The sequence below is a fragment of the Sphaerisporangium viridialbum genome (genome assembly GCF_049674955.1).
In the GTDB taxonomy this organism is placed as follows: Bacteria; Actinomycetota; Actinomycetes; order Streptosporangiales; family Streptosporangiaceae; genus Sphaerisporangium; species Sphaerisporangium viridialbum.
Genome location: NZ_CP187232.1, coordinates 811,576 through 832,656, shown reverse-complemented (window position 1 = coordinate 832,656; position 21,081 = coordinate 811,576). Strand labels below are relative to the sequence as shown.

At 70.5% G+C, this 21,081-nt stretch carries 16 protein-coding genes; 6 read left to right on the top strand and 10 right to left on the bottom strand.

What is annotated here, in order from left to right; genetic code table 11:
• Positions 1–37 precede the first annotated feature (37 nt).
• The 3 genes from ACOZ38_RS03860 (at position 38) to ACOZ38_RS03850 (ending at position 3,050) form a co-directional block, all read left to right on the top strand.
• Positions 38–1,027 (top strand): DNA polymerase ligase N-terminal domain-containing protein, encoded by a 990-nt coding sequence (locus ACOZ38_RS03860; RefSeq protein WP_424528825.1) that lies wholly within the window; start codon positions 38–40, stop codon positions 1,025–1,027.
• Between the two features lie 272 nt (positions 1,028–1,299).
• The gene (locus ACOZ38_RS03855; RefSeq protein ID WP_424528824.1) at positions 1,300–2,259 is read left to right on the top strand and encodes an ATP-binding cassette domain-containing protein; all 960 of its coding nucleotides are present in this window, start codon (positions 1,300–1,302) and stop codon (positions 2,257–2,259) included.
• A 29-nt stretch (positions 2,260–2,288) separates the two neighbouring features.
• Positions 2,289–3,050, top strand: a complete 762-nt coding sequence (locus tag ACOZ38_RS03850) for an ABC transporter permease (protein WP_424528823.1) — start codon at positions 2,289–2,291, stop codon at positions 3,048–3,050.
• A 102-nt stretch (positions 3,051–3,152) separates the two neighbouring features.
• Here ACOZ38_RS03850 and ACOZ38_RS03845 read toward each other — a convergent pair whose 3' ends face one another.
• A complete protein-coding gene (locus ACOZ38_RS03845) occupies positions 3,153–3,989 on the bottom strand; it encodes an NAD(P)H-binding protein (protein WP_424528822.1) in 837 nt (278 codons plus the stop codon).
• A gap of 281 nt (positions 3,990–4,270) precedes the next feature.
• Between ACOZ38_RS03845 and glnII the strand changes: the two genes are divergently transcribed.
• On the top strand, positions 4,271–5,284 hold the full coding sequence (gene glnII, locus ACOZ38_RS03840; protein WP_424528821.1) for a glutamine synthetase: 1,014 nt from the start codon (positions 4,271–4,273) through the stop codon (positions 5,282–5,284).
• A gap of 89 nt (positions 5,285–5,373) precedes the next feature.
• On the opposite strand, the gene ACOZ38_RS03835 is transcribed toward glnII, so the two are convergent.
• Both ACOZ38_RS03835 and ACOZ38_RS03830 read right to left on the bottom strand, forming a co-directional pair.
• On the bottom strand, positions 5,374–6,048 hold the full coding sequence (locus ACOZ38_RS03835) for an ATP-dependent Clp protease proteolytic subunit (protein ID WP_424528820.1): 675 nt from the start codon (positions 6,046–6,048) through the stop codon (positions 5,374–5,376).
• A 43-nt stretch (positions 6,049–6,091) separates the two neighbouring features.
• Positions 6,092–6,658: an ATP-dependent Clp protease proteolytic subunit gene (locus ACOZ38_RS03830; RefSeq protein WP_424528819.1), complete on the bottom strand. Its 567-nt coding sequence runs from the start codon at positions 6,656–6,658 to the stop codon at positions 6,092–6,094.
• Between the two features lie 941 nt (positions 6,659–7,599).
• Between ACOZ38_RS03830 and erm the strand changes: the two genes are divergently transcribed.
• Positions 7,600–8,475 carry an ErmE/ErmH/ErmO/ErmR family 23S rRNA (adenine(2058)-N(6))-methyltransferase gene (erm, locus tag ACOZ38_RS03825; RefSeq protein WP_424528818.1) on the top strand — a complete coding sequence of 292 codons (876 nt, stop codon included), beginning with the start codon at positions 7,600–7,602 and terminating at the stop codon, positions 8,473–8,475.
• A gap of 632 nt (positions 8,476–9,107) precedes the next feature.
• On the opposite strand, the gene ACOZ38_RS03820 is transcribed toward erm, so the two are convergent.
• From ACOZ38_RS03820 to dnaK, 7 genes are all read right to left on the bottom strand, one after another.
• Positions 9,108–10,787 carry an FAD-dependent oxidoreductase gene (locus ACOZ38_RS03820; RefSeq protein WP_424528817.1) on the bottom strand — a complete coding sequence of 560 codons (1,680 nt, stop codon included), beginning with the start codon at positions 10,785–10,787 and terminating at the stop codon, positions 9,108–9,110.
• Positions 10,788–10,850: 63 nt separating this feature from the next.
• The gene (gene trxA / locus ACOZ38_RS03815; protein WP_424528816.1) at positions 10,851–11,285 is read right to left on the bottom strand and encodes a thioredoxin; all 435 of its coding nucleotides are present in this window, start codon (positions 11,283–11,285) and stop codon (positions 10,851–10,853) included.
• Positions 11,286–11,322: 37 nt separating this feature from the next.
• Positions 11,323–13,953 carry an ATP-dependent chaperone ClpB gene (gene clpB / locus ACOZ38_RS03810; RefSeq protein ID WP_424528815.1) on the bottom strand — a complete coding sequence of 877 codons (2,631 nt, stop codon included), beginning with the start codon at positions 13,951–13,953 and terminating at the stop codon, positions 11,323–11,325.
• The gene (locus ACOZ38_RS03805) at positions 13,935–14,261 is read right to left on the bottom strand and encodes a chaperone modulator CbpM (RefSeq protein ID WP_424528814.1); all 327 of its coding nucleotides are present in this window, start codon (positions 14,259–14,261) and stop codon (positions 13,935–13,937) included. The genes clpB and ACOZ38_RS03805 overlap by 19 nt, the downstream gene beginning before the upstream one ends.
• Entirely contained in the window at positions 14,258–15,256 is a 999-nt protein-coding gene (locus ACOZ38_RS03800) for a DnaJ C-terminal domain-containing protein (RefSeq protein ID WP_424528813.1), read from the bottom strand. Before ACOZ38_RS03800 ends, ACOZ38_RS03805 begins: the two co-directional genes overlap by 4 nt.
• A gap of 9 nt (positions 15,257–15,265) precedes the next feature.
• Entirely contained in the window at positions 15,266–15,856 is a 591-nt protein-coding gene (locus ACOZ38_RS03795) for a nucleotide exchange factor GrpE (protein ID WP_424528812.1), read from the bottom strand.
• Between the two features lies 1 nt (position 15,857).
• Positions 15,858–17,768, bottom strand: a complete 1,911-nt coding sequence (gene dnaK, locus ACOZ38_RS03790; RefSeq protein ID WP_424528811.1) for a molecular chaperone DnaK — start codon at positions 17,766–17,768, stop codon at positions 15,858–15,860.
• A 408-nt stretch (positions 17,769–18,176) separates the two neighbouring features.
• Between dnaK and ACOZ38_RS03785 the strand changes: the two genes are divergently transcribed.
• Complete coding sequence (locus tag ACOZ38_RS03785) at positions 18,177–21,065, top strand: helix-turn-helix transcriptional regulator (RefSeq protein WP_424528810.1); 2,889 nt, start codon at positions 18,177–18,179, stop codon at positions 21,063–21,065.
• The last annotated feature ends 16 nt before the right edge of the window (positions 21,066–21,081 follow it).

The window sequence follows — 21,081 nt, the reverse complement described above, 5'->3', positions numbered from 1 at the left end:
GGGTGCGGTATGGCCGGAGTGTGGGTACGAAACGGCAATGTCGGCCGACAAGCTGGACGCCTACCGGAGCAAGCGCGACGCCACCCGCACGCCGGAGCCCGTGCCGGAGCCGGGGCCTCTCCCCACAGGCCAGGACGACACCTTCGTGATCCACGAGCACCACGCCCGCCGCCTGCACTGGGACCTCCGACTCGAACGCGACGGCGTGCTGGCCTCCTGGGCGATCCCCAAGGGCCTCCCCCTCGACCCCAAGACCAACCACCTGGCCGTGCACACCGAGGACCACCCCATCGAGTACGCCACGTTCGAGGGGGAGATCGCCCAGGGCGAGTACGGCGGGGGCCTGATGCTCGTCTGGGACCGGGGCACCTACGAGACCGAGAAGTGGACGGACCGCGAGGTCAAGATCGTGATGCACGGGGCGCGGGCCACCGGCCGGTACGTGCTGTTCCAGACCGACGGCAAGAACTGGATGATCCACCGGATGGACCCGCCGCCGGACCCGGGTCCGCCGACCGCCGCGGACCTGCGGCCCATGCCGCCAGAGGAGCGCAGGCGCCTCCCCCGCGACCAGGACGCCTACGGGTTCGAGTTCGACCTCGGGGGAACGCGCGCGCTCGCCGGCGTCGAGAACGGCGAGGCCAGGCTCTTCGCCGAGGACGGCACGCCTCTGGACCACCCCGACCTCGCCGCCCTGGGCAAGAACCTCCTCGGGCTTCCCGCCGTGCTCGACGGCCAGATCGTCGAGATGGCGGGCACCCCGGTCTACATGATCTTCGACGTGCTCCGCCTCAACGGTGGAGTCCTGCTCGACCGCGTCTACCGGGACCGGCGCCGCACGCTCGACCACCTGTCCCTGCGCGGCCCGCACTGGCAGACGACTCCGTGGTTCCCCGGCGACGGCAAGCCCGTGCTGAAGGTGGCGAGAGATCAGGGGCTCCCGGCCGTCCTCGCCAAGCGCCTCGACAGCCCGTACGTCCCCGGCGCGCGCTCCCCGTACTGGCTGCGCGTGCCCGTCGGCGACTGACGCCTCGGGGTCCAGAGAATTTTTTTTCCGAGTGCCCGGCCCGGCAGGAGAACGGCCAGCTCAGCGAGGTTGTGCGGCGCGAAATACGGCCTGGTGGAAACGCGTCGAAGAAATGCGTTCCCGCAGGTCAGCCGGAAACGTGAACGTCACGTTCACGTTTGCCAGATCCAGAATTCGTGCGCAAAGATAAATCATCACCCATTTCGGCCCCTGACCAGGGGTTTCTTCGCCATGTCCGGCAACCTTCCACTCCAACCCCCAAGGAGGGGACGATGATCCATGCCCGAGGGCTGACCCGGCGGTTCACGGTGAAGCGGGAGACCGTCGACGCCGTGCGCGGTATCGACCTCGATGTGGAACCCGGCCAACTGGTGGCCTTCCTCGGTCCGAACGGCGCGGGAAAGTCCACCAGCCTTCGCATGCTGACCTCTCTGCTGCCGCCGACGTCGGGGACCGCCGTCGTGGCCGGCCACGATGTGGTCGCCGATCCGGCCGGGGTGCGCACCCGTATCGGTTATGTCGGGCAGAAGAGCAGCGCGGGCGAGAACTTCCGCGTACGCGACGAGCTGGTGACCCAGGGACGCTGCTACGGCCTCGGCGTGGCCCAGGCGCGCCGGAGGGCCGACGAGGTCCTCAGCCTGCTCGATCTGGAGCCCCTGGCCAGGCGCAAGCCCGGCACCCTTTCGGGGGGCCAGCGCCGCAGGCTCGACATCGCCATGGGGCTCGTCCACCGGCCCGAGCTGCTGTTCCTGGACGAGCCGACGACCGGCCTCGACCCGCAGAGCCGCGCCAACATCTGGGAGCACATCCTGCGGCTGCGCACCGAACACGGCACGACTCTGTTCCTGACCACGCACTACCTGGAGGAGGCCGACAGCATGGCCGAGCGGGTAGTGATCATCGACCACGGCCTGATCATCGCCGACGGCACGGCCCAGGGGCTCAAGAGCGATCTGGCCGGTGACCGCGTCACGGTCACGACGCACGACCTGGCGGAGGCGACGAGGGCGGCCGAGATCGCCGCACGGATCGCCTCGCCCGACAAGGTCACCACCGACGGGACGACCGTGCGGCTGCGCGTCTCCCGTGCGGAGGCGGTGCTGCCGGAGTACCTGCGGTCGCTGGAGGCGGCGGGCGTGAAGGTCGCCACGGCCGAGACCGCTCGCCCGACGCTCGACGACGTGTTCCTGGCGCTCACCGGCCGCAGCCTGCGCGAGACCGACGGCGCGTGACCTCATCCCATGTAGGAAAGGCGAGTTCGTTGAGCACTCATTTCATCCGTGACACCCGTACCGTGTTCTCCCGCGAGTTCGCTCCCGTGGTGCGCGAACCCCTCGCCCTGGTGTTCACCATGGGGCAGCCGCTGCTCTTCCTGTTCCTGTTCGGGCCGATGCTGGCCGGAACCGGGAGCCTCGGAGAGGGGGGCTCGCCATGGCAGTGGTTCGTGCCCGGCATCCTGATCATGATGTGCCTGTCCGGGCCGATGATGGCCGGATACTCCATGCTCATCGAGCTGATGGGCGGCTCGATGGAGCGGATGCTGGTCACGCCGCTGAACCGCACGGCGATGCTCGTCGGCCGCACCCTCAAGGAGTTCGTGATCCTGCTGTTCCAGGCCGTGCTGATCATCGGCCTCGCGGTGCCGCTGGGCTTCGAGCTCCGTCCTGTGGGCGTGCTGGCCGGGCTCACGCTGCTGATCGTGTTCGGCGTCGGGCTCGGCTCGCTGTCCTTCGTGCTCGCGATCGCGTCCCGGCCGGGTGGTGAGCTGTTCTGGGGAGTCACCCAGATGGTGCTGTTCCCGCTGATGCTGCTGTCGGGCGTGCTGTTGCCGGTGGAGTCCGGCCCGGCGTGGCTGCGGGCCGCCGCCGCGCTGAACCCCGTCTCGTACATCGTGCGGGCGGAGCGGGCGCTGTTCAGCGACAGGTTCGCGGACATCTCGGTGCTGTACGGCCTGCTCGCGGCCTGCGCCGTCGCGGCAGTGGGCCTGGCCCTTGGCACTCGGGCGATGCGGCGCGGCATCTGACGCCAAGCCGGCGCGCTCGTGCTCCTGGACCACCGTGAGCTCCCGCGCGAAGGCGCTTGCGACGGTCGACGGCAGGGTGGTCAGCGGAAGTCGTCCGCGTGGTCAGCGGAAGTCGTCCGCGTGGTCGGCGGCCCACTGCGCGAACGTACGGGCGGGACGGCCGGTCACCTTCTCGACGGTGTCGGTCACGAAGGCCTCGCGGCCGACGGACTTGGCCTGGAGTTCCATCATCGTGTCGACGATCTGCTCGGGGACGCGCTGGAGCATCGCCTGCCTGGCGGCCTCCGGGGATACCTCCTCAAGGCGGAGCGGGCGGCCGATCGCCTCGCCCACGGCCCGGACCTGGGCGCTCAGGGTGAGCGCCTGCGGGCCGGTCAGCTGATACCGCGCGCCGGCGTGGCCGTCCGACGTCAGCGCCTGGACGGCCACGGCGGCGATGTCGGCCTCGTGGATCGGCGCCGTGACCGCCTCGCCGAACGGGAGGCGCACGACGTCGCCCGCCTTGACCTGGCCCAGCCACTGGTAGGCGTTGGTGTCGAAGGCGCCGGGCCGCACGAAGGTCCACTCGAGCCCGGACTCCTCGATCGCGTCCTCGATGACGGCGTGGAACGCGGCGATGAAGTTCGGCTGCACCTCGGCGTCGTCGTCCACCGCGAGGGACGAGAGCAGGACGACCCTGCGGACCCCGGCGTCCTTGGCGGCCTTGAGGAACGCGGGGGCCGTGCCTGGCACGGCGTACAGGAAGGCGGCCGTGACGCCTTCGAGCGCGGGCGGGAGGGTCCCGGGCTCGGAGAGGTCCCCGCGGATCACCTCGGCCCCGGCCGGAAGGTGCGCTCTGTCCGGGTTTCGGGTGAGGGCCCTGACCTCCTGGCCCGCCGCGAGAAGCTGCTCGGCCACGCCGCGGCCGACGTTACCTGTGGCTCCGGTTACCAGGATCATGAGCTTCCTCCAGCATGAGGCGAGCGAGTCGCTCGGTCTCGGCTTCGATCTCCGTATCAGCCTACGGGCGGTGATCCTCGATGGGGCGCGCCGATGATTCACAAGGTCGGTCCGGACACCCGGACCAGGTACCTGACCAGGCATGATGTGTGAGCAACGACACGCCGGGCTCGTGCACGATTTCACATGGCGTTCATAAACGAGCAACAGCTCCGAAACGGCCGGTTGACAACCTCGGCGTTGCGGACACGTGTGGGATCCGCCTTGCTGAAGGGATCGTCGTGACCTACAAGGCCGAGTACATCTGGATTGACGGCACCGAGCCGACCGCTCGGCTCCGGTCGAAGACCAGGATTCTTGCCGATGGCGCGGAGCTGCCGATCTGGGGCTTCGACGGATCGAGCACCAACCAGGCGCCTGGAAAGGCCTCCGACTGCGTGCTCAAGCCGGTGTTCACCTGTCCGGACCCCATCAGGGGCGGTGACAACGTGCTGGTGCTGTGCGAGGTGCTGCTCACCGACATGACGCCGCACCCGACCAACACGCGTGCGATGCTCTCGCCGGTGGCCGAGCGCTTCGCCGACCAGGACTCGTGGTTCGGCATCGAGCAGGAGTACACCTTCTTCAAGGACGGCCGCCCGCTCGGCTTCCCGGTCGGCGGCTTCCCCGCCCCGCAGGGCTTCTACTACTGCGGCGTCGGCGCCGACGAGGTGTACGGCCGCGAGGTCGTCGAGGCGCACCTCGACGCCTGCCTTGAGGCCGGCCTCGCGATCTCCGGCATCAACGCCGAGGTCATGCCCGGCCAGTGGGAGTTCCAGGTTGGCCCCGCCGGCCCGCTCGCGGTCTCCGACCACCTGTGGATCGCGCGCTGGCTGCTCTACCGCATCGCCGAGGACTTCGGCATCACGGCCACGCTCGACCCCAAGCCGGTGAAGGGCGACTGGAACGGCGCGGGCGCGCACACCAACTTCTCCACCCAGGCCATGCGCTCCGGGTACGACCCGATCATCACCGCCTGCGAGTCCCTCGGCGAGAAGGCCGAGGAGCACATCGCCGGATACGGCGCCGAGATCGAGAACCGCCTCACCGGCATGCACGAGACCGCCCCGTGGAGTGAGTACAACTACGGCGTGTCCAACCGCGGCGCGTCGGTGCGCATCCCGTGGCAGGTCGAGGTCGACAAGCAGGGTTACATCGAGGACCGCCGCCCCAACGCCAACTGCGACCCGTACGTCGTGACGCGGCTCATCGTGGGCACCTGCTGCGCCGCGCTGGAGAAGGCCGGACAGGTCTGACCGGGCCCGGCCCACACGGCCGGTCTCCGTCTCGTTCTCGTGGTGGGTGGCGCCGCTTCCGGCGATTCGCCGGCGGCGCCACCCGCACGTCATTTCACCGACGACTTCACCAGGGTGGGTTTCCGCTTCCTGCTGGTGAAGATGTCGTCCACGATGCCGTAGGCCTTGGCCTCCTCGGCGGTGAAGATCTTGTCGCGCTCGATGTCCTTGCGGACGCTCTCGACCGAACGGCCCGAGTGGTCGGCGATGAGGCTTTCGAGGAGCGCGCGCATCCGCATGATCTCGCGCGCCTGGACCTCCATGTCGCTCGTCGGCCCGAAGGAGCCCTCGGTGGAGGGCTGGTGGAGTAGGACGCGCGACTGCGCGAGCGCCGCCCGCTTGCCCGGCGTGCCGGCCGCGAGAAGCACGGCCGCGGCGGACGCGGCCTGACCGATGCACACCGTCTGGATCTCGGGACGGACGAACTGCATCGTGTCGTAGATCGCCGCCATCGCCGTGAACGAGCCCCCCGGCGAGTTGATGTAGATGCTGATGTCACGGTCGGGGTCGAGTGACTCCAGGGTCAGCAACTGGGCCATCACGTCGTTGGCCGAGGTGTCGTCGATCTGCACCCCGAGGAAGATGATGCGATCCTCGAAGAGCTTGTTGTAGGGACTCATCTCCTTGACGCCGTACGTCGTGCGCTCGGTGAACGTGGGCATGACGTACCGGTTGTCGATGGGGACGACCCCGGCGGGCATCCCCGGCCGGCTCAGATCACTCATTGTGCCTCCACTCGTGCTTCGAGGTCATGCTGTGCGCCGCCGGTCAGGAGACCGGGCCGGCGGAGGGAACGAGGTTGGCGCTCCCCACCACGTGGTCGACGAAGCCGTAATGCCTGGCCTCCTCGGCCGTGAACCACCGGTCGTGGTCGGAGTCGCGCTCGATCTGCTCCACGGTCTGGCCGGTGTGGAAGGCGATGCGCTCGGCGAACATCTTCTTCGTGTAGAGCATCTGCTCGGCCTGGATCTTGATATCGGAGGCCGTGCCGCCGATGCCGCCCAGTGGCTGGTGCATCAGAATGCGGGTATGCGGCAGGCTGTAGCGCTTGCCGCTCGTGCCGGCGCAGAGAAGGAACTGCCCCATCGAGGCGGCCAGGCCCATCGCCACCGTGGAGATATCGTTTGGGATGTATTGCATGATGTCGTAAATAGCCATGCCCGCCGTGACAGAACCGCCGGGCGAGTTGATGTACAGGAAAATGTCCCGCTTGGAGTCCTCGGCCGACAGCAGCAACAGCTCGCCGCAGATCCGGTTGGAGATCTCGTCGTCGACCTCCTGACCGAGGAAGATGATGCGCTCGCGCAGCAGTCGCTGGCTGATCGGGTCGATCATCGAGGGTGAGGGCACCTCGACGGGACGCGAGCTGGAGTCGAAGGTCGCCGCGAACGGGTCACGGGAAGAACGCCTCGGGGTCACCGTTGCCACCTGCTCCCAGGTTAGTCGCTGGTAATCACGGCTTTTACGTGCCGCGAATTCTGAGTTTAACGCTGCCAGAAATCACATCGGCCGGACAGCTTTTTCACTGTCGGCACATTTTCACTACAGGCGGATTCCGCTTTAAACGTATTCCGCTCAGAACGTATTTCACTTGACAGAGTTTCGCCGATACCGCATGGAGAGCCGCCGCCGGGGAGCATTTCGGATGAAACCTACGACGAACGGCCAGGGGGCAGGGGCGGCGTTCGCGCGTCCTAGGGAGCAGGGCGGCGTTCGCGCGTCCTACGAGCAGGGGCGGCCTTCGCGCGTTCCGGAGGCGTGAGGCGGGTGAGGGGCGTCTCAGACGTCGGCGAGGCCGCGGCGGTAGGCGTAGGCGACGGCCTGGGCGCGGTCGCGAACGCCGATCTTGGCGAAGAGTACGTCGTGAGGACGATGACCTGGGTATCCGGATACGGCCCGCGACGTTCCGGCATCGGACCAGTTGTCCGGCCGGATTAATCGATTGCGGGCGTCCCGAGGTGGTTCCTAGGGTCTAGGACATGCTCGACCTCTCACTCTACATGGCTGACCGGCCGGTTCATCGTGAACCGTGCCTGGTGAAGCGTCCTCGTCTCCGACGGGCTCTGGCTCGTCGGGAACACGACATCTAGACAGACAAGGCGTACGCCGCACCCGCGCTGCTCCGGCAGCCGGGGTCTGTGGACGCGATCCGGTATGCCACTTCATGAACACCCGTGGTTCATGAACACCCGTGGCCGCCCGGTCGCCGGCGTGTTGCCCCTACGTGCCCAGGGCCTCCGAGACCTGTTCATCTCGGACCCGAAAGGGCATCGGCAGTGGCGCGATCACTCTCTCATCGTGACTATTCGCATACGCAGCAGCAGGGTCGGAAAGATCCTCAGAACCAGGGCAAGGGGCGCGGCGGCCGTTCCGCGCGCGACCAGGCCAGGCGGGAGCTGTCGCAGAACTTCCTGATCGACCAGGGCGTGATCGCCCGCGTGGTCGCGGCCGCGAGGCTCGGGTCGGACGACGTGATCCTCGAACCGGGCGCCGGAGAGGGCGCCCTGACGCGCGCCCTGGCCGAGCACGCGGGAAGGGTCGTGGCTTACGAGATCGACCCGTTGCCGGCGGGCAAGCTGGTCGCAAGAACCCGCGACGACGCCAGGATCGAGGTGGTCCGGGGCGACTTCCTGGCCGCCCGCCCGCCTCGCCACCGTTTCGCCGTAGTCGGCAACATTCCTTACTCGGCCACGTCGCGGATCGTGGACTGGTGCCTGCGCGCACCGGCCCTCTCGTCGGCCACGCTGGTCACCCAGCTGGAGTACGCCCGCAAGCGCGCGGGTGACTTCGGGCGCTGGAGCCTGCTGACCGTACGGACGTGGCCGTGGTTCTCGTGGAGCCTGGCCGGCCGCATCGGTCGCGAGGTGTTCCGTCCGGTACCCGCCGTGGATTCGGCCATCCTCCGGATCGAGCGACGGCCGGCTCCGCTGCTTCCGCCGGGGGCGATGGACGGCTACCGCGACCTCGCCGAGCTGGGTTTCGGGGGCGTGGGTGGCTCACTGCGCGCCTCCTTGCTCCCTCGCTACGGCGCCAGGAAGTTGGACGCGGCCTTGGAACGGGCGGCGATCCAACCCGGCACGGTGGTGGCATTCGTCCACCCGGATCAGTGGATCACCCTGTGGCAAGGCCTCGACGACCTCGCCACCGGATGATGTGAACGACGAGATGTCGCGACCGGTGGAGCGGGCAGACCCGGTGGCCAGGTGCCCCAGATGGCCGCTCCACCTGGTTGGCCGCTCCACCGTGACCGGCCCGTCAGCGGGACCGGAGATGTGTCGCCGCCCGAGAGTCGGGCTGCCTGGAGGCAGAGGGGGTGTCCTGGAGGGGTTCGGCCGACATTCGGTGAGGGCGGGGAACAGGTGACCTGCTTCTTCGCCCACCCGTCAAGCGATTGACGGGTCATACGTGTACTGCCCACCCAAGGCCTCACCGGAGAGCAAGGCCGGTCTGGGTCTGTGTAGCTTCGGGCGCGCCCGGACGTGACCTCCCCGGGTTCCTCGGTCGTGACGGGCAATGGCACAGGTTGAGGCGACATACGGAATCGATCCCGAAAAGAGCCATTCCCCACCCGCCAGACCGGTGGGGGCCACGGCTTGGGTGGGCAGCACACGGATCACCCGTCAAGCGGGTCACGGGCGGGCACAAAACTGCCAACGCCACCAACCCGCACCTCACACCATCCAAACGCCAACCCCTGGCACGGCAGGCAAAACACCACGACCGGCCTCCCCGAATTCCCCGGTCGTGACACGCAGTCGCACAGGTTGGGGCGACATACGAGCGCTCAGACGGGAGGGAGGCCCCCCGTTTCCAGGTGTTCGTGGATGAGGCGGATGGCCATGGAGCCCTCCCCGACGGCCGAGGCCACCCGTTTGATGGAACCGCTGCGTACGTCGCCCACGGCGAACACGCCCATCCGGCTGGTCTCCAGGGGGAACGGCCTTCCGGGCTTCTCCCACCGTTCGCCGTCGCCCCCGGCGCGTACGGCGTCGGGACCGGTGAGGACGAACCCCTTGTCGTCCAGCGCGACCTCGTCGGCGAGCCACTGCGTGTGAGGGTCGGCCCCGATGAAGACGAAGACCGCCCTCGCCTCGATCTCGCGCCGCTCCCCGGTGCGGTTGTTCTCGGCGACGACGCCCTGGAGCGCCCTGTCGCCGATCAGTTCGCGCACCTCGGTGTTGAGGAGCACCTGGACTCCCCGGTTGCGCTCGATCTCGTCGACGAGGTACCGGGACATGTCCTTGCCGAGGTCACCCGACCGCACCAGGAGCCGTACGCGCCCGGCGTGCTGGGCGAGGAAGACGGACGCCTGGCCCGCCGAGTTGCCTCCCCCCACGACGATCACGGGGTCGCGCAGGCAGAGCTGCGCCTCGAACAGGGTGGCGGCGTAGTAGACGCCCTCCCCTTCGAACTCCTCAAGGCCCGGCACGTCGAGCTTGCGGTACCGCGCGCCCGTGGCGATCACGACCGCGTGGGCGTTGGCCACCTTGCCCTCGTCGAGGCCGATCACGTAGTACCCGTCCCGCTGGCCGAGCGAGACCGCCTCGACCGGCACCGAGAACTTGGCGCCGAACCTCTCCGCCTGGATGACCGCCCGTTCGGCCAGCTCTCCCCCGGAGATCCCCGAGGGGAAGCCGAGGTAGTTCTCGATGCGCGAGGACGTCGCCGCCTGCCCGCCGGTCGCCACGGCGTCGATCACGAAGGTCGCGAGCCCCTCCGACGCCCCGTACATCGCGGCGGCCAGGCCGGCCGGTCCCGCGCCGACGACCACGAGGTCACCGACGATCTCGCGGGCCAGCGGGACGGGGAGGCCGATCGCCCGCGCCAGCTCGGCGTTGGACGGGTTGCGCAGCACCCGCTCCCCGCGCAGGATGACGACCGGAGTGTCCTCGGGCGTGAAGCCGAGGTGGTGGAGCAGCTCGTCGGCCTCCGTGTCCTCCTCCAGGTCGATCCACTTGTGCGGTATGCGGTTGCGCGCGGTGAACTCGCGGAGCCGCCGGGCGTCCGGCGAGTAGCGCGACCCGATGATGCGGAAACCGGCGCCGAGCTCGATCAGGATGGTGCGCCGGATGAGGTAGGCGCGCAGGATCAGGTCGCCCAGCGCGGGCTCCTTGCCGACCATGGCGCGCAGCTCGGTCACCGGCACCGCGAGCACCTCGCCGGCCTCCCTGACGACGGCCCGCAGGAACCCCGCCTGGCCGGTGAGCAGCCCGAGCTCCCCCAGGAACCGGCCGTGCCCGTGGACACCGAGCACGTGCTCCTCGTCGTCGTAGCGCTCGACGATCGCGACCTTGCCGGACAGGACGACGTAGAAGGTCGGGCACGGCTCCCCTTCCTGGAAGAGGACGTCTCCCACCCGCGTGGGCCGCCGCTCGCCGTACCTGGCGAGGGTGGCGATCGCCTCGTCGCCCAGACGGGGGTAGGCCCCGTAGAGATCGGGCGTCTCCGGTATCTGCTCGCTCATGCCGTTCCTCGGGTCGTAGGTCGCCTACCCCCGCTCTGGACGGATCCGTACGGTCGCGGGCGTTCAGCTCGTGCCGAGGGCCTCCTCTGTCCACGCGCGCAGCACGGGGCCGGGTGCGGCGCCCGCGCGTTGGGCCACGATCTGACCCTTGTTCATGATCATCAGCATGGGAATGGCCTGGATGGAGAACCGCTCGGCCAGCTTCGGAGACCGGTCGACGTTCACCTTCACGAGTTTGACCTTGCCCGCGAGGTCACCTGCGAGCTGTTCCAGCACCGGGGTGACCATCCGGCACGGGCCGCACCACTCGGCCCAGAAGTCCACGACGACCGGGATGGACGCGGCCTCGACGACCTCGCCGAAGTCGTCGTCCCCGGCCTCGGCGATCCACGGCAGCGGCTCGTGGCAGTCGCCGCAGCGCGGGATCCCGTCGGCCGCCGTGGGCACGCGGTTCTTGTGCCCGCAGTTCCGGCATTTCACGATTGTCGAGGTTGACATCCCCACGACCTCCTCACGTCGGACGGCTGAAGGACGACTACGCCGCTTCCTGGCCGGCCGGGTTCTCGTACGAGACCGTGAGGTGGTCACCGACCAGATCGACGTGGATGGCGGCCCCGTCGCGGACGTCCCCCGCGATCAGCGCGCGCCCGATCCGCGTCTCGACCTCGCGGGCGATGAACCGCCGCAGCGGGCGGGCGCCGTAGACCGGGTCGAAGCCCTGCTCGGCGATGAAGCGGAGTGCGGGCTCGCTGACGTCGAGGGCCATCTGGCGGTCGGCGAGCCGGGCCCTGATGTCGTTGAACATCAGCGACACGACCTGCTCGATCTCGGGCAGGGTGAGCGGCTTGAACAGCACCGTGTCGTCCATCCTGTTGAGGAACTCCGGGCGGAAGCGCGAGCGCAGCTCCGCCATGACCAGCTCGCGCGCCTCCTGCTCGATCTCCCCCGCGGGCGTCACGCTGTCGAGCAGGTAGTGCGACCCGATGTTCGACGTCATGATGATCACGGTGTTGCGGAAGTCGACCGTACGGCCCTGCGCGTCGGTCAGGCGCCCGTCGTCGAGCACCTGGAGCAGGATGTTGAAGACGTCCGCGTGCGCCTTCTCGATCTCGTCGAACAGCACCACGGAGTACGGCTTGCGCCGCACCGCCTCGGTGAGCTGGCCGCCCTCCTCGAAGCCGACGTATCCGGGAGGCGCGCCGACCAGCCGGCTGACCGTGTGGCGCTCCTGGTACTCGCTCATGTCGACGCGGACCATGTTCTCCTCGGTGTCGAAGAGCGCCTCGGCCAGGGCCTTGGCCAGCTCCGTCTTGCCGACGCCCGTCGGGCCCAGGAAGATGAACGAGCCGATCGGCCGGCGGGGGTCCTTGATGCCCGAGCGGGCGCGGATGATCGCGTCCGCCACCGCCTGCACCGCCTCGTCCTGGCCGATGACCCGCTCGTGCAGGATCTCGTCCAGTCGCAGCAGCTTCTCGCGCTCGCCCTCCTTGAGGCGGCTGACGGGGATGCCCGTCCACCTGGACACGATCGACGCGATCTCGTCCTCGGTGACGACCTCGCGGAGCAGGCGGTGGCCGCCCTGCTTGGACTCGAGCTGCTCCTCGGCGGCGTGCAGCTTCCGCTCCAGCTCGGGGAGCTTGCCGTGCATCAGCTCGGCGGCGCGGTTCAGGTCGTACATGCGCTCGGCCTGCTCGGCCTCGCGCCGCACCGCCTCGATCTCCTGGCGGAGCTGCTGCACCTTCTTCAGCGCGTGCCGCTCGGCCTCCCACTGGGCGCGCATGGCGCCGGCCTCGGCCCGCAGGTCGGCCAGCTCCTTGCGGAGCGCTTCGAGCCGCTGCCGGCTCGCCGGATCGTCCTCCTTGGCCAGGGCGGCCTCCTCGATCTCCAGCCGCATCACCCGGCGCGTCAGCTCGTCCAGCTCGGCGGGCATCGAGTCGATCTCGGTGCGCAGCATGGCGCAGGCCTCGTCCACGAGGTCGATCGCCTTGTCGGGCAGGAACCGGTCGGAGATGTACCGGTGGCTGAGGACCACGGCGGCGACGATCGCGCTGTCCTGGATCTTCACGCCGTGGAACACCTCCAGGCGCTCGCGCAGGCCGCGCAGGATCGAGATGGCGTCCTCGACGGACGGCTCGTCCACGAACACCGGCTGGAAGCGGCGTTCGAGTGCCGCGTCCTTCTCGATGTACTTGCGGTACTCGGCGACCGTGGTCGCGCCGATCAGGTGCAGCTCGCCGCGCGCCAGCATCGGCTTGAGCATGTTGCCCGCGTCCATGGCGCCCTCGGTGGCGCCCGCGCCGACGACGTTGTGCACCTCGTCGATGAACAACAGGATCCGTCCCTCCGAGGCCTTCACCTCGGTGAGCACGGCCTTCAGCCGCTCCTCGAACTCGCCCCTGTACTTCGCGCCCGCGATCAGGGACCCCATGTCGAGGCTGAAGATGGTCTTGTCCTTCAGCCCCTCGGGGACGTCTCCCCTGGTGATGCGCTGGGCGAGGCCCTCGACGATCGCGGTCTTGCCGACACCGGGGTCGCCGATGAGCACGGGGTTGTTCTTGGACTTGCGTGACAGGATCTGGATGACCCTGCGGATCTCGGCGTCGCGTCCGATGACCGGGTCGAGCTTGTCCGCCTGGGCGGCGGCCACCAGGTCGCGCCCGTACTTCTCCAGGGCCTCGTAGGCGACCTCGGGGTTGGCGGAGGTCACGCGCTGGTTGCCGCGGACCTGGGTGAGCACCTCCAGCAGCCGCTCATGGGTCATCCCGTGACCCTGGAGCAGACGGCCCGCCGCGGTCTCCGCGCCCTCGTCCACGAGCGCGAGCAGCAGGTGCTCGACGGAGACGTATTCGTCCTTCAGCCGCTTGGCCTCCTGCTCGGCGAGGTCGAGCACGCGGGAAAGGCGCTGGGTGACGTAGACCTGCCCGGGAGAGGCGCCGGGGCCGCTCACCCTGGGACGCCGTTCCAGCTCGTTCTCCAGCTCCAGGCGTAGCTTGTCCGGGTCGCCGCCGGCCGCGGACAGCAGGCGGGGTACGAGCCCCTCGGGCTGTTCGAGCAGCGCGAGCAGCAGATGCTCGCCGTCGACCTCGGTGTGCCCGTACCGGATGGCCTTGGTCTGCGCGTCGTGCAGGGCTTCCTGCGATCTCTGGGTCAGTCGGTTCGGGTCCACGATGGCACTCCCGTAGGTCGTGAGCGGGTCCGCAGAGCCGACTCCAGCTCCGCGATGCGGTCGAGCAGGTCGATCACCACGCCGAGCGACGCGTAGTTGAGGGCGAGGCCGGCGTGCAGCCGCTCGATCCGGCCGAGCAGGATCAGCTGCGACGGCGGGAACCTCAGGTCGTCCCCGGTGCCGGCCACCGGGTCGAGGAGCCCGAGGGTGACCAGCCGGCGCACCTGGTCGGGGTGGAGCCCTCCTGCGCGCGCGAACGCCTCCAGGCCGATACCCGGCATCCGCACCAGAGTCGTCGTAGAGCTCATCGCCTCGTCCTCCTCGGGTTGAAGTCGGAGACCGCCGCCAGCCGCTCGAACAGGCTCCGCTCCTCGTCGCTCAGCGTGGCCGGCACCATGATCTGCGCCTCGGCGTACAGGTCGCCGGGCGTGCCCTTCGGGTTCGGCAGCCCCCGCCCGCGCAGGCGCAGCCGGCGTCCTGTGGAGGTCCCCGGCGGCACCTTCAGCTTGGCCTCGCCGCCGGGGGTGTCGAAGGCGACGGTCGCGCCGAGCGCCCCCTCCCAGGGGGCCAGCGGCAGCGGCACGTAGATGTCGCGCCCCTCGACGCGGTAGCGGGGATCGGAGGTCCGGACGACCAGGTACAGGTCTCCGGCCCTGCCGCCTTCCGCGCCGTGACCGCCCTGGCCGGCGAGCCTGATGCGCTGGCCGTCCGTCACCCCGGGCGGGATCGTGACCTGGAGGGTGCGCGGTCCTCCCGGCCCCTGGACGGTGATCGTGCGGCGCCCGCCGTGGTAGGCGTCGTCGACCGTGAGAGTGATCTCGGCCTCCTGGTCGGCGCCGGGGACCGGCCCCCAGCGGCGCCCGCCTCCCCGGGCCCCTCCTCCGAACATGCCGCCGAAGAGGTCCTCGAAGTCGATGTCCATGCCTTCGTCGGAGGTGAACCTGAACCCCTGGCCCTGCCCGGCCGTACTGCGGCCGCCGGCGCGTCCCCAGCCTCCGCCGCCGCCCCAGCCCGCTCCTGCGCCCGCACCGGCCCGGGCCCTCGCCCTGGACCAGGCCTCCGGATCGACGTCCTCCGGCACCGAACGCCAGTCGGGCCCGAACGCGTCGTACCGCCGCCGCTTGTCGGGGTCGGACAGCACGTCATAGGCCTCGGAGACGTCCTTGAACCTCTCCTCGGCCTCGGGATCCTTGTTCACGTCGGGGTGGTAGGTGCGGGCGAGCTTGCGGTAGGAGCGCTGGATCTCGTCCTGGCTCGCCGTCCTCGGCACCCCCAGGACCTCGTAGTGGTCGCGCGCCGCCATCGCTCCGCCTCACTCCGGCTTCGTGGAGACGACCGCCGCCGCCGGGCGTAGCTGCCGGTCGGCGTCCCCGTAGCCGGGCCGTACGACCTCGACCACCGTCCCTGGCGCGATGTCGGGGTCCGCCACCGTGCTGACGGCCTCGTGACGGCTTGGGTCGAACGGCACTCCGACGTCGTCGTGGCGTCGGAACCCGAGCCGGGCGAGCAGCGCCACGGCCTGGTCCCGCACCGCCCGCACACCCTGGATGACGGCGTTCGGGTCGGCGTCGGCGTGCCGGAGGGCGAGGTCCAGGTTGTCGACGATCGGCAGCCATTCGCGCGCCACGCGGGCCCGCTCCTCCACGCGGATGCGCTCGGCGTCCCTGGCTATGCGCTTGCGCAGGTTGTCCAGCTCGGCGGCGGACCTCAGCCAGCGGTCCTCCAGCTCGGCGATCTTCTCGTCCATGTCGGCGACGGCCGAGCGGTCGGAGTCGTCCGGTTCGGCGGAGGGCGCCTCCGTGTCGGGCTCGACGCCGAGGTCGGCGGCGGACGGGCCTGCCGGTGTCCAGCCCTCGCCGGGAGGACCCGTGCCCGGAGGCGTCTCGCCGTGGTGGCCTTTCATGTCAGTCCGATGTCGTGAACTCGGCGTCGATGACGTCATCGTCGCCGCCGGCGGACGGACCCTGCTGTGCGGACGCCCCGGCGGTCCCGGCCCCTGCCCCCGCGGGCTCGCCCTGCGGCGCCTGGACGGCGCTGAGGCTGTGGTAGACCTGCTGGAGCTCCGAGCTGAGGTCGCGCAGCCGCTCGACGGGCGCCTCCTCCTTGATCGCCTGGCGGGCGTCGGCGACGAGCTGTTCCGCGCGCGCCTTCTCGTGCACGGGCACCGCGTCGCCGAGCTCGGTGAGCCGGCGTTCGACCTGGTAGGCCACCGAGTCCAGCTCGTTCCTCGCGTCGATCGCCTCGCGGACCCTCGCGTCCTCGCTGCGGTGCCGCTCGGCGTCCTGGACCATGCGGTCGATCTCGCCCTTGTCGAGGTTGGAGCTCTCGCTGATCGTGATGCGCTGCTCGGCGCGGGTGTCCTTGTCCTTGGCGGTGACGTTGAGGATGCCGTTGGCGTCGACGTCGAAGGTCACCTCGACCTGGGGCACTCCGCGGGGCGCCGGGCGGATGTTCTCCAGCCGGAACCGGCCCAGGGCCCGGTTGTCCGCCGCGCGCTCGCGCTCGCCCTGGAGGACCACGACGTCCACGGCGTTCTGGTTGTCCTCCGCGGTGCTGAACGTCTCCGTACGGCGTGCGGGGATGGTCGTGTTCCGTTCGAGGACCTTGGTCATCACGCCGCCGAGCGTCTCGATGCCGAGCGACAGGGGCGTGACGTCGAGCAGGAGGACGTCCTTGACCTCGCCCTTCAGGACTCCGGCCTGGATGGCGGCGCCGTCGGCGACGACCTCGTCCGGGTTGACCGTCATGTTCGGTTCCTTGCCGCCGGTGAGGCGGCGCACCAGGGCCTGCACGGCCGGGGTGCGGGTGGAACCGCCGACCAGGATGACCTCGTCGAGGTCGTCGGCCGTCAGCTTGGCGTCCTCCATGGCCTGCTTGACCGGCCCCATGGTGCGCTCGATGAGGTCGTGGGTGATCTCCTCGAACGTGGAGCGCATGAGGGTGGTGTTGAGGTGCTTCGGGCCGTTGGCGTCCGCGGTGATGAACGGCAGGCTGATGGTGGTCTGGGTGACGGAAGAGAGCTCGACCTTGGCCTTCTCGGCGGCCTCGAACAGCCGCTGGAGCGCCTGGGGGTCGCGCCGCAGGTCGATGCCCTCCTGCCGCTGGAACTCGTCGGCCAGGTAGTCGACGATCCGGCGGTCGAAGTCGTCGCCGCCCAGGTGGGTGTCGCCCGCGGTGGAGCGCACCTCGATCACGCCCTCGCCGATGTCGAGGATGCTGACGTCGAAGGTGCCGCCGCCGAGGTCGAAGACCAGGACCGTCTCGCTGCCCTTCTTGTCCAGCCCGTACGCGAGCGCGGCCGCGGTCGGCTCGTTGATGATGCGCATGACCTCCAGGCCCGCGATCTTGCCGGCGTCCCTGGTGGCGTGGCGCTGGGCGTCGTTGAAGTAGGCGGGCACCGTGATGACCGCCTCGGTGATCTTCTCTCCCAGGAACTTCGCCGCGTCGCCGACGAGCTTGCGCAGGATCAGGGCGGATATCTCCTCCGGCGCGTACAGCTTGTCCTTGACCTTGAACCGGACCGCGTCGTCGGGCCCCGGCACGACGTCGAAGGAGACGGCGTTTATCTCGCTCTGCACCTCGTCGTAGCGGCGCCCGATGAACCGCTTGACGGAGTAGATCGTGCCCTTGGGGTTGAGGATGGCCTGGCGCCGGGCGAGCTGGCCCACCAGGCGTTCACCGGTGTCCGTGAAGGCGACCACCGAGGGCGTGGTCCGCTGCCCTTCCGCGTTGGGGATGACGACCGGCTGCCCGTCTTCTGTTGTCGCGATGACGGAGTTGGTCGTGCCGAGATCGATCCCGACTGCCTTCGCCATTTCTACCTCCCCTGGCGGCGTGCACGCTGGCACGGCGACGCGCACGCCCACCCCGGCACCGCGTGCCTCGGCGCGTACGCCCACACCCTCGACCCTCGTCAGCGGAGAGGAACCCCACATCCTCCAACCTGCTAGTCGTTCGCGTGCCCCGCCTCCGCCGCCCGGGCCAGGCGAGGGCGGGGAAGCGGCGAGATCCCGATCGCGGGGGAAGCGGGCGGCCCCGGACGGCCCGGTGTCTATCCGAATTGACGATGCCGCCCCGTTCGAGAGGCCTTTCCCCGGCCATGTGTACTGTGGTTGGAGGCAGGTGAGCCGGAGTGGAGCGCGGCCGCCACCGGCTGAGCGGGGCCGCCCATCCGGCAGGTCGAAGACCCCCGCCGAGGACGAAACCCCGTCACGGGGGGAGACATGCGTGGACGCGAGTCCGAATGGCACACCTTCATCCATCTCCTGAGGGCGGCCGGGGACGGCCGGGGGGGAACCCTGCTCGTCGAGGGCGAGCCCGGCACGGGCAAGAGCCTGCTGCTCGCCGAGGCCGCCTCCCACGCCTCCCGGCAGGGGTTCCTTCCTGTGACCGGCGGGGCGGAGGAGCTGGAGGAGTTCATCCCGCTGGCCCCGCTGTTCATGGCCCTGGACGAGCCGCCCGCCCACGCCCGCCGCAATGAGGAGCTGGACCCCCGTATCCAGCTGGTGGAACAGCTTCGGGTGCGGCTGAAGAGCTGCACGGCCACCCGTCCCGTGCTGGTCGGCCTGGACGATCTCCAGTGGGCCGACCCCGCGACGCTCGCGGCGCTGCGGACGCTGCACTGGGAGCTGAGCTCGGAACCGGTCGTGTGGCTACTCGCCCGCTGCACCGTGACGGGCCCCCCGCCCGCCCTGAGCCTTCCCGGATCTGCCCCGTCGCCGTCCAGGACCTCCACGGGCTCGTGGACGCCGGGAGCCCGCAGCGCGCCCGGGTCGCGCAAGGGGCGCAACGTCGAGGCGGAACGCCTTTTCCGCTGCCTCGAAAAGCACGGAGCGGTCCGCGTCGAGCTGGGGCCGCTGCCCGACGACGTGGTGGCCGAGGTGGCCGCCGACGTGCTCGGCGCCGTGCCCCAGCCGGACCTGCTCGCCCTCGCCGCGGGCGCGGGCGGCAACCCTTTCCTGCTCACCGAGCTTCTCTCCGGCCTGCGCGAGGAGGGCACCGTCGAGGTCGCGGGAGGCCGGGCCCGCCTGCTCTCCGCGAAGGCCCCCGAGCGGGTGCACGCCCTCGTACGGCACCTGCTGGACGGCCTGGGCCGTGACACGCGGCAGCTCGTCGAGGCGGCGGCCGTCCTCGGCCGGTCCTTCTCGCCGGAGGACGCCGCCGAGCTGGTCGGCACGCCTCCCGCCGCGCTGCTTCCGGCCTTCGAGGAGGCCATGGACGCCGGCATACTCGTGACGACGCAGGAAGCGCTGGAGTTCCGGCACGAGCTGGTCTGGCAGGCCGTCGTCGCCGCGCTGCCCCCTCCCGTGCGCCACGCGCTGCACCACCAGATCGGCAAGATCCTCCTGGACCGGGGCGGTTCGCCGATGCGCGCCGCGGGCCACCTGATCGAGGGCACCCGGCCCGGCGACGCGCGTACGCTGACCGGCCTCGACCAGGCCGTCACCGCGGTCCTGGCCTGCTCGCCGCGCGCCGCGGCGGACCTCGCCGTGCAGGCCGTCGAGCTCAGCGACCTGTCCGACCCTGGCAGGTTCGCCCGGGTCGTCACCGCCATCGAGGCCACCACGGAGGCGGGGCGCCTCGACGAGGCGGGAAGGCTCGTGCGTTCGGCGCTGGCCCGGCCGGTGTCGCCTCGGGCCGCCGCCGAGCTGCGCTGCGCGCTGTCGGGCATCCTGTTCATGGGCGGCCAGGCGGCCGAGGCCGTCGCGGAGGCGGACGCCGCGCTCGCCGAGCCGGGCCTGTCCGGCCATCTGCGCGACCGCGCCACCCTCGCCCTGCTGTACGGCCTCGCCGGCCTGCCCGGCACGCGGCGCGCCGCGAAGGAGGCCGAGGCGGTGCTGGCGGCGGCCGAGCGCCACGGGGACGCGGTGGTCGCCGGCGCGATGGTGGTACTCGCGATGACCCGGTGGAACTCCGGCCGGCTCGCGGACGGACTACGGCTGGCCCGCGAGGCCGTACGCCGGGCGCAGGGCGGCTCGGTCGCGGTACGCCGCACCCACCCGCGCCTGGCCCTGGCGTCGATGCTGACCGACATCCGCAGGCTCGACGAAGCGGAGATCGTCGTCAGGGAGGCCAGGGAGGAGGTCGAGGCGCTCGGCCACAGTGCCTGGGCCTCGACTCCCGCCGTGCTCCGCGCGCGGGTCGAGCTGGTGGCCGGGCGGCTGGACGACGCCGTGGCGGAGGCCCAGGTCGGCCTCGACCTGGCGGAAAGCCTCGGTACTCACCTGTTCAGCTCGACGGCGGCGTCCGTGCTCGGCACCGTGGCCCTGCGGCGGGGCGACCTGCGTACGGCCGCCCAGCATCTTTCGGCCGACCGCGACCGGCTGTCCCGCCACGCCGACGCCACCGTTCCCGCGCGGTGCTCGATGCTCGCCGCCCAGGTCGCCGAGGCCCGCGACGGCCCCGTGGCGGCGATGAAGCTGGTCGGGCACCTCTATCCCGAGCTCAGGGAGCAGTGCCAGGTGCTCGTGGGCGACCCCGCCTGCGCGCCCTGGCTGGTCCGCGTCGCCCTCGCCGCGGGCGACCGCGCCCGCGCGGAGCTGGCGGTCACGGCCGCGGAGAACCTCGCGGGCGGCAACCCGGGTTTCCGCACGGTGCGCGCCGCCGCCACGCACGCCCGGGGGCTGCTCGAAGGGGACGCCGAGGCGCTGGGCCTCGCCGCCAAGGAGGGGACGGACGCGTGGGCGCGCGCCTCGGCCGCCGAGGACCTCGGCGTGGTGCTGGCCGGGTCCGGCGATCACCAGGAGGCCGTGCGGAGCCTCGACGAGGCGCTGGCAGGCTACGAGGAGACCGGGTCGGCCAGGGACACCGCCCGCCTGCGCCGCAGGCTGCGCAGGATGGGGGTAAGGCACCGGCACTGGGCGACCGCCGAGCGGCCGGTCTCCGGCTGGGCCAGCCTGACCGACACCGAGTGCGCGGTCTCGCTCCTGGTCACCCAGGGATGGACCAACCGGCAGGTCGCCGACCAGATGTTCATCAGCGTGCACACGGTGGCGTTCCACCTGCGCCAGATCTTCCGCAAGCTGGGCATCGCCTCCCGCGTCGAGCTGACCCGCCTCGCCGTCGAGCAGGGGCGCGACCTGGAACGTCCCGGCGGGCTCGACCACCGCTGACCCGCGCCGCGGAGCG

What these genes read in the sequence shown, in the direction of transcription:
- ACOZ38_RS03805 (WP_424528814.1), bottom strand. Translation starts at nt 14,261, where the DNA reads ATGAGCTCTACGACGACTCTGGTGCGGATGCCGGGTATCGGCCTGGAG.
- ACOZ38_RS03800 (WP_424528813.1), bottom strand. Translation starts at nt 15,256, where the DNA reads ATGGCGGCGCGCGACCACTACGAGGTCCTGGGGGTGCCGAGGACGGCG.
- ACOZ38_RS03835 (WP_424528820.1), bottom strand. Translation starts at nt 6,048, where the DNA reads ATGAGTGATCTGAGCCGGCCGGGGATGCCCGCCGGGGTCGTCCCCATC.
- ACOZ38_RS03820 (WP_424528817.1), bottom strand. Translation starts at nt 10,787, where the DNA reads ATGAGCGAGCAGATACCGGAGACGCCCGATCTCTACGGGGCCTACCCC.
- ACOZ38_RS03830 (WP_424528819.1), bottom strand. Translation starts at nt 6,658, where the DNA reads ATGATCGACCCGATCAGCCAGCGACTGCTGCGCGAGCGCATCATCTTC.
- ACOZ38_RS03785 (WP_424528810.1), top strand. Translation starts at nt 18,177, where the DNA reads ATGCGTGGACGCGAGTCCGAATGGCACACCTTCATCCATCTCCTGAGG.
- ACOZ38_RS03855 (WP_424528824.1), top strand. Translation starts at nt 1,300, where the DNA reads ATGATCCATGCCCGAGGGCTGACCCGGCGGTTCACGGTGAAGCGGGAG.
- dnaK (WP_424528811.1), bottom strand. Translation starts at nt 17,768, where the DNA reads ATGGCGAAGGCAGTCGGGATCGATCTCGGCACGACCAACTCCGTCATC.
- ACOZ38_RS03860 (WP_424528825.1), top strand. Translation starts at nt 38, where the DNA reads ATGTCGGCCGACAAGCTGGACGCCTACCGGAGCAAGCGCGACGCCACC.
- ACOZ38_RS03795 (WP_424528812.1), bottom strand. Translation starts at nt 15,856, where the DNA reads ATGAAAGGCCACCACGGCGAGACGCCTCCGGGCACGGGTCCTCCCGGC.
- trxA (WP_424528816.1), bottom strand. Translation starts at nt 11,285, where the DNA reads ATGTCAACCTCGACAATCGTGAAATGCCGGAACTGCGGGCACAAGAAC.
- ACOZ38_RS03845 (WP_424528822.1), bottom strand. Translation starts at nt 3,989, where the DNA reads ATGATCCTGGTAACCGGAGCCACAGGTAACGTCGGCCGCGGCGTGGCC.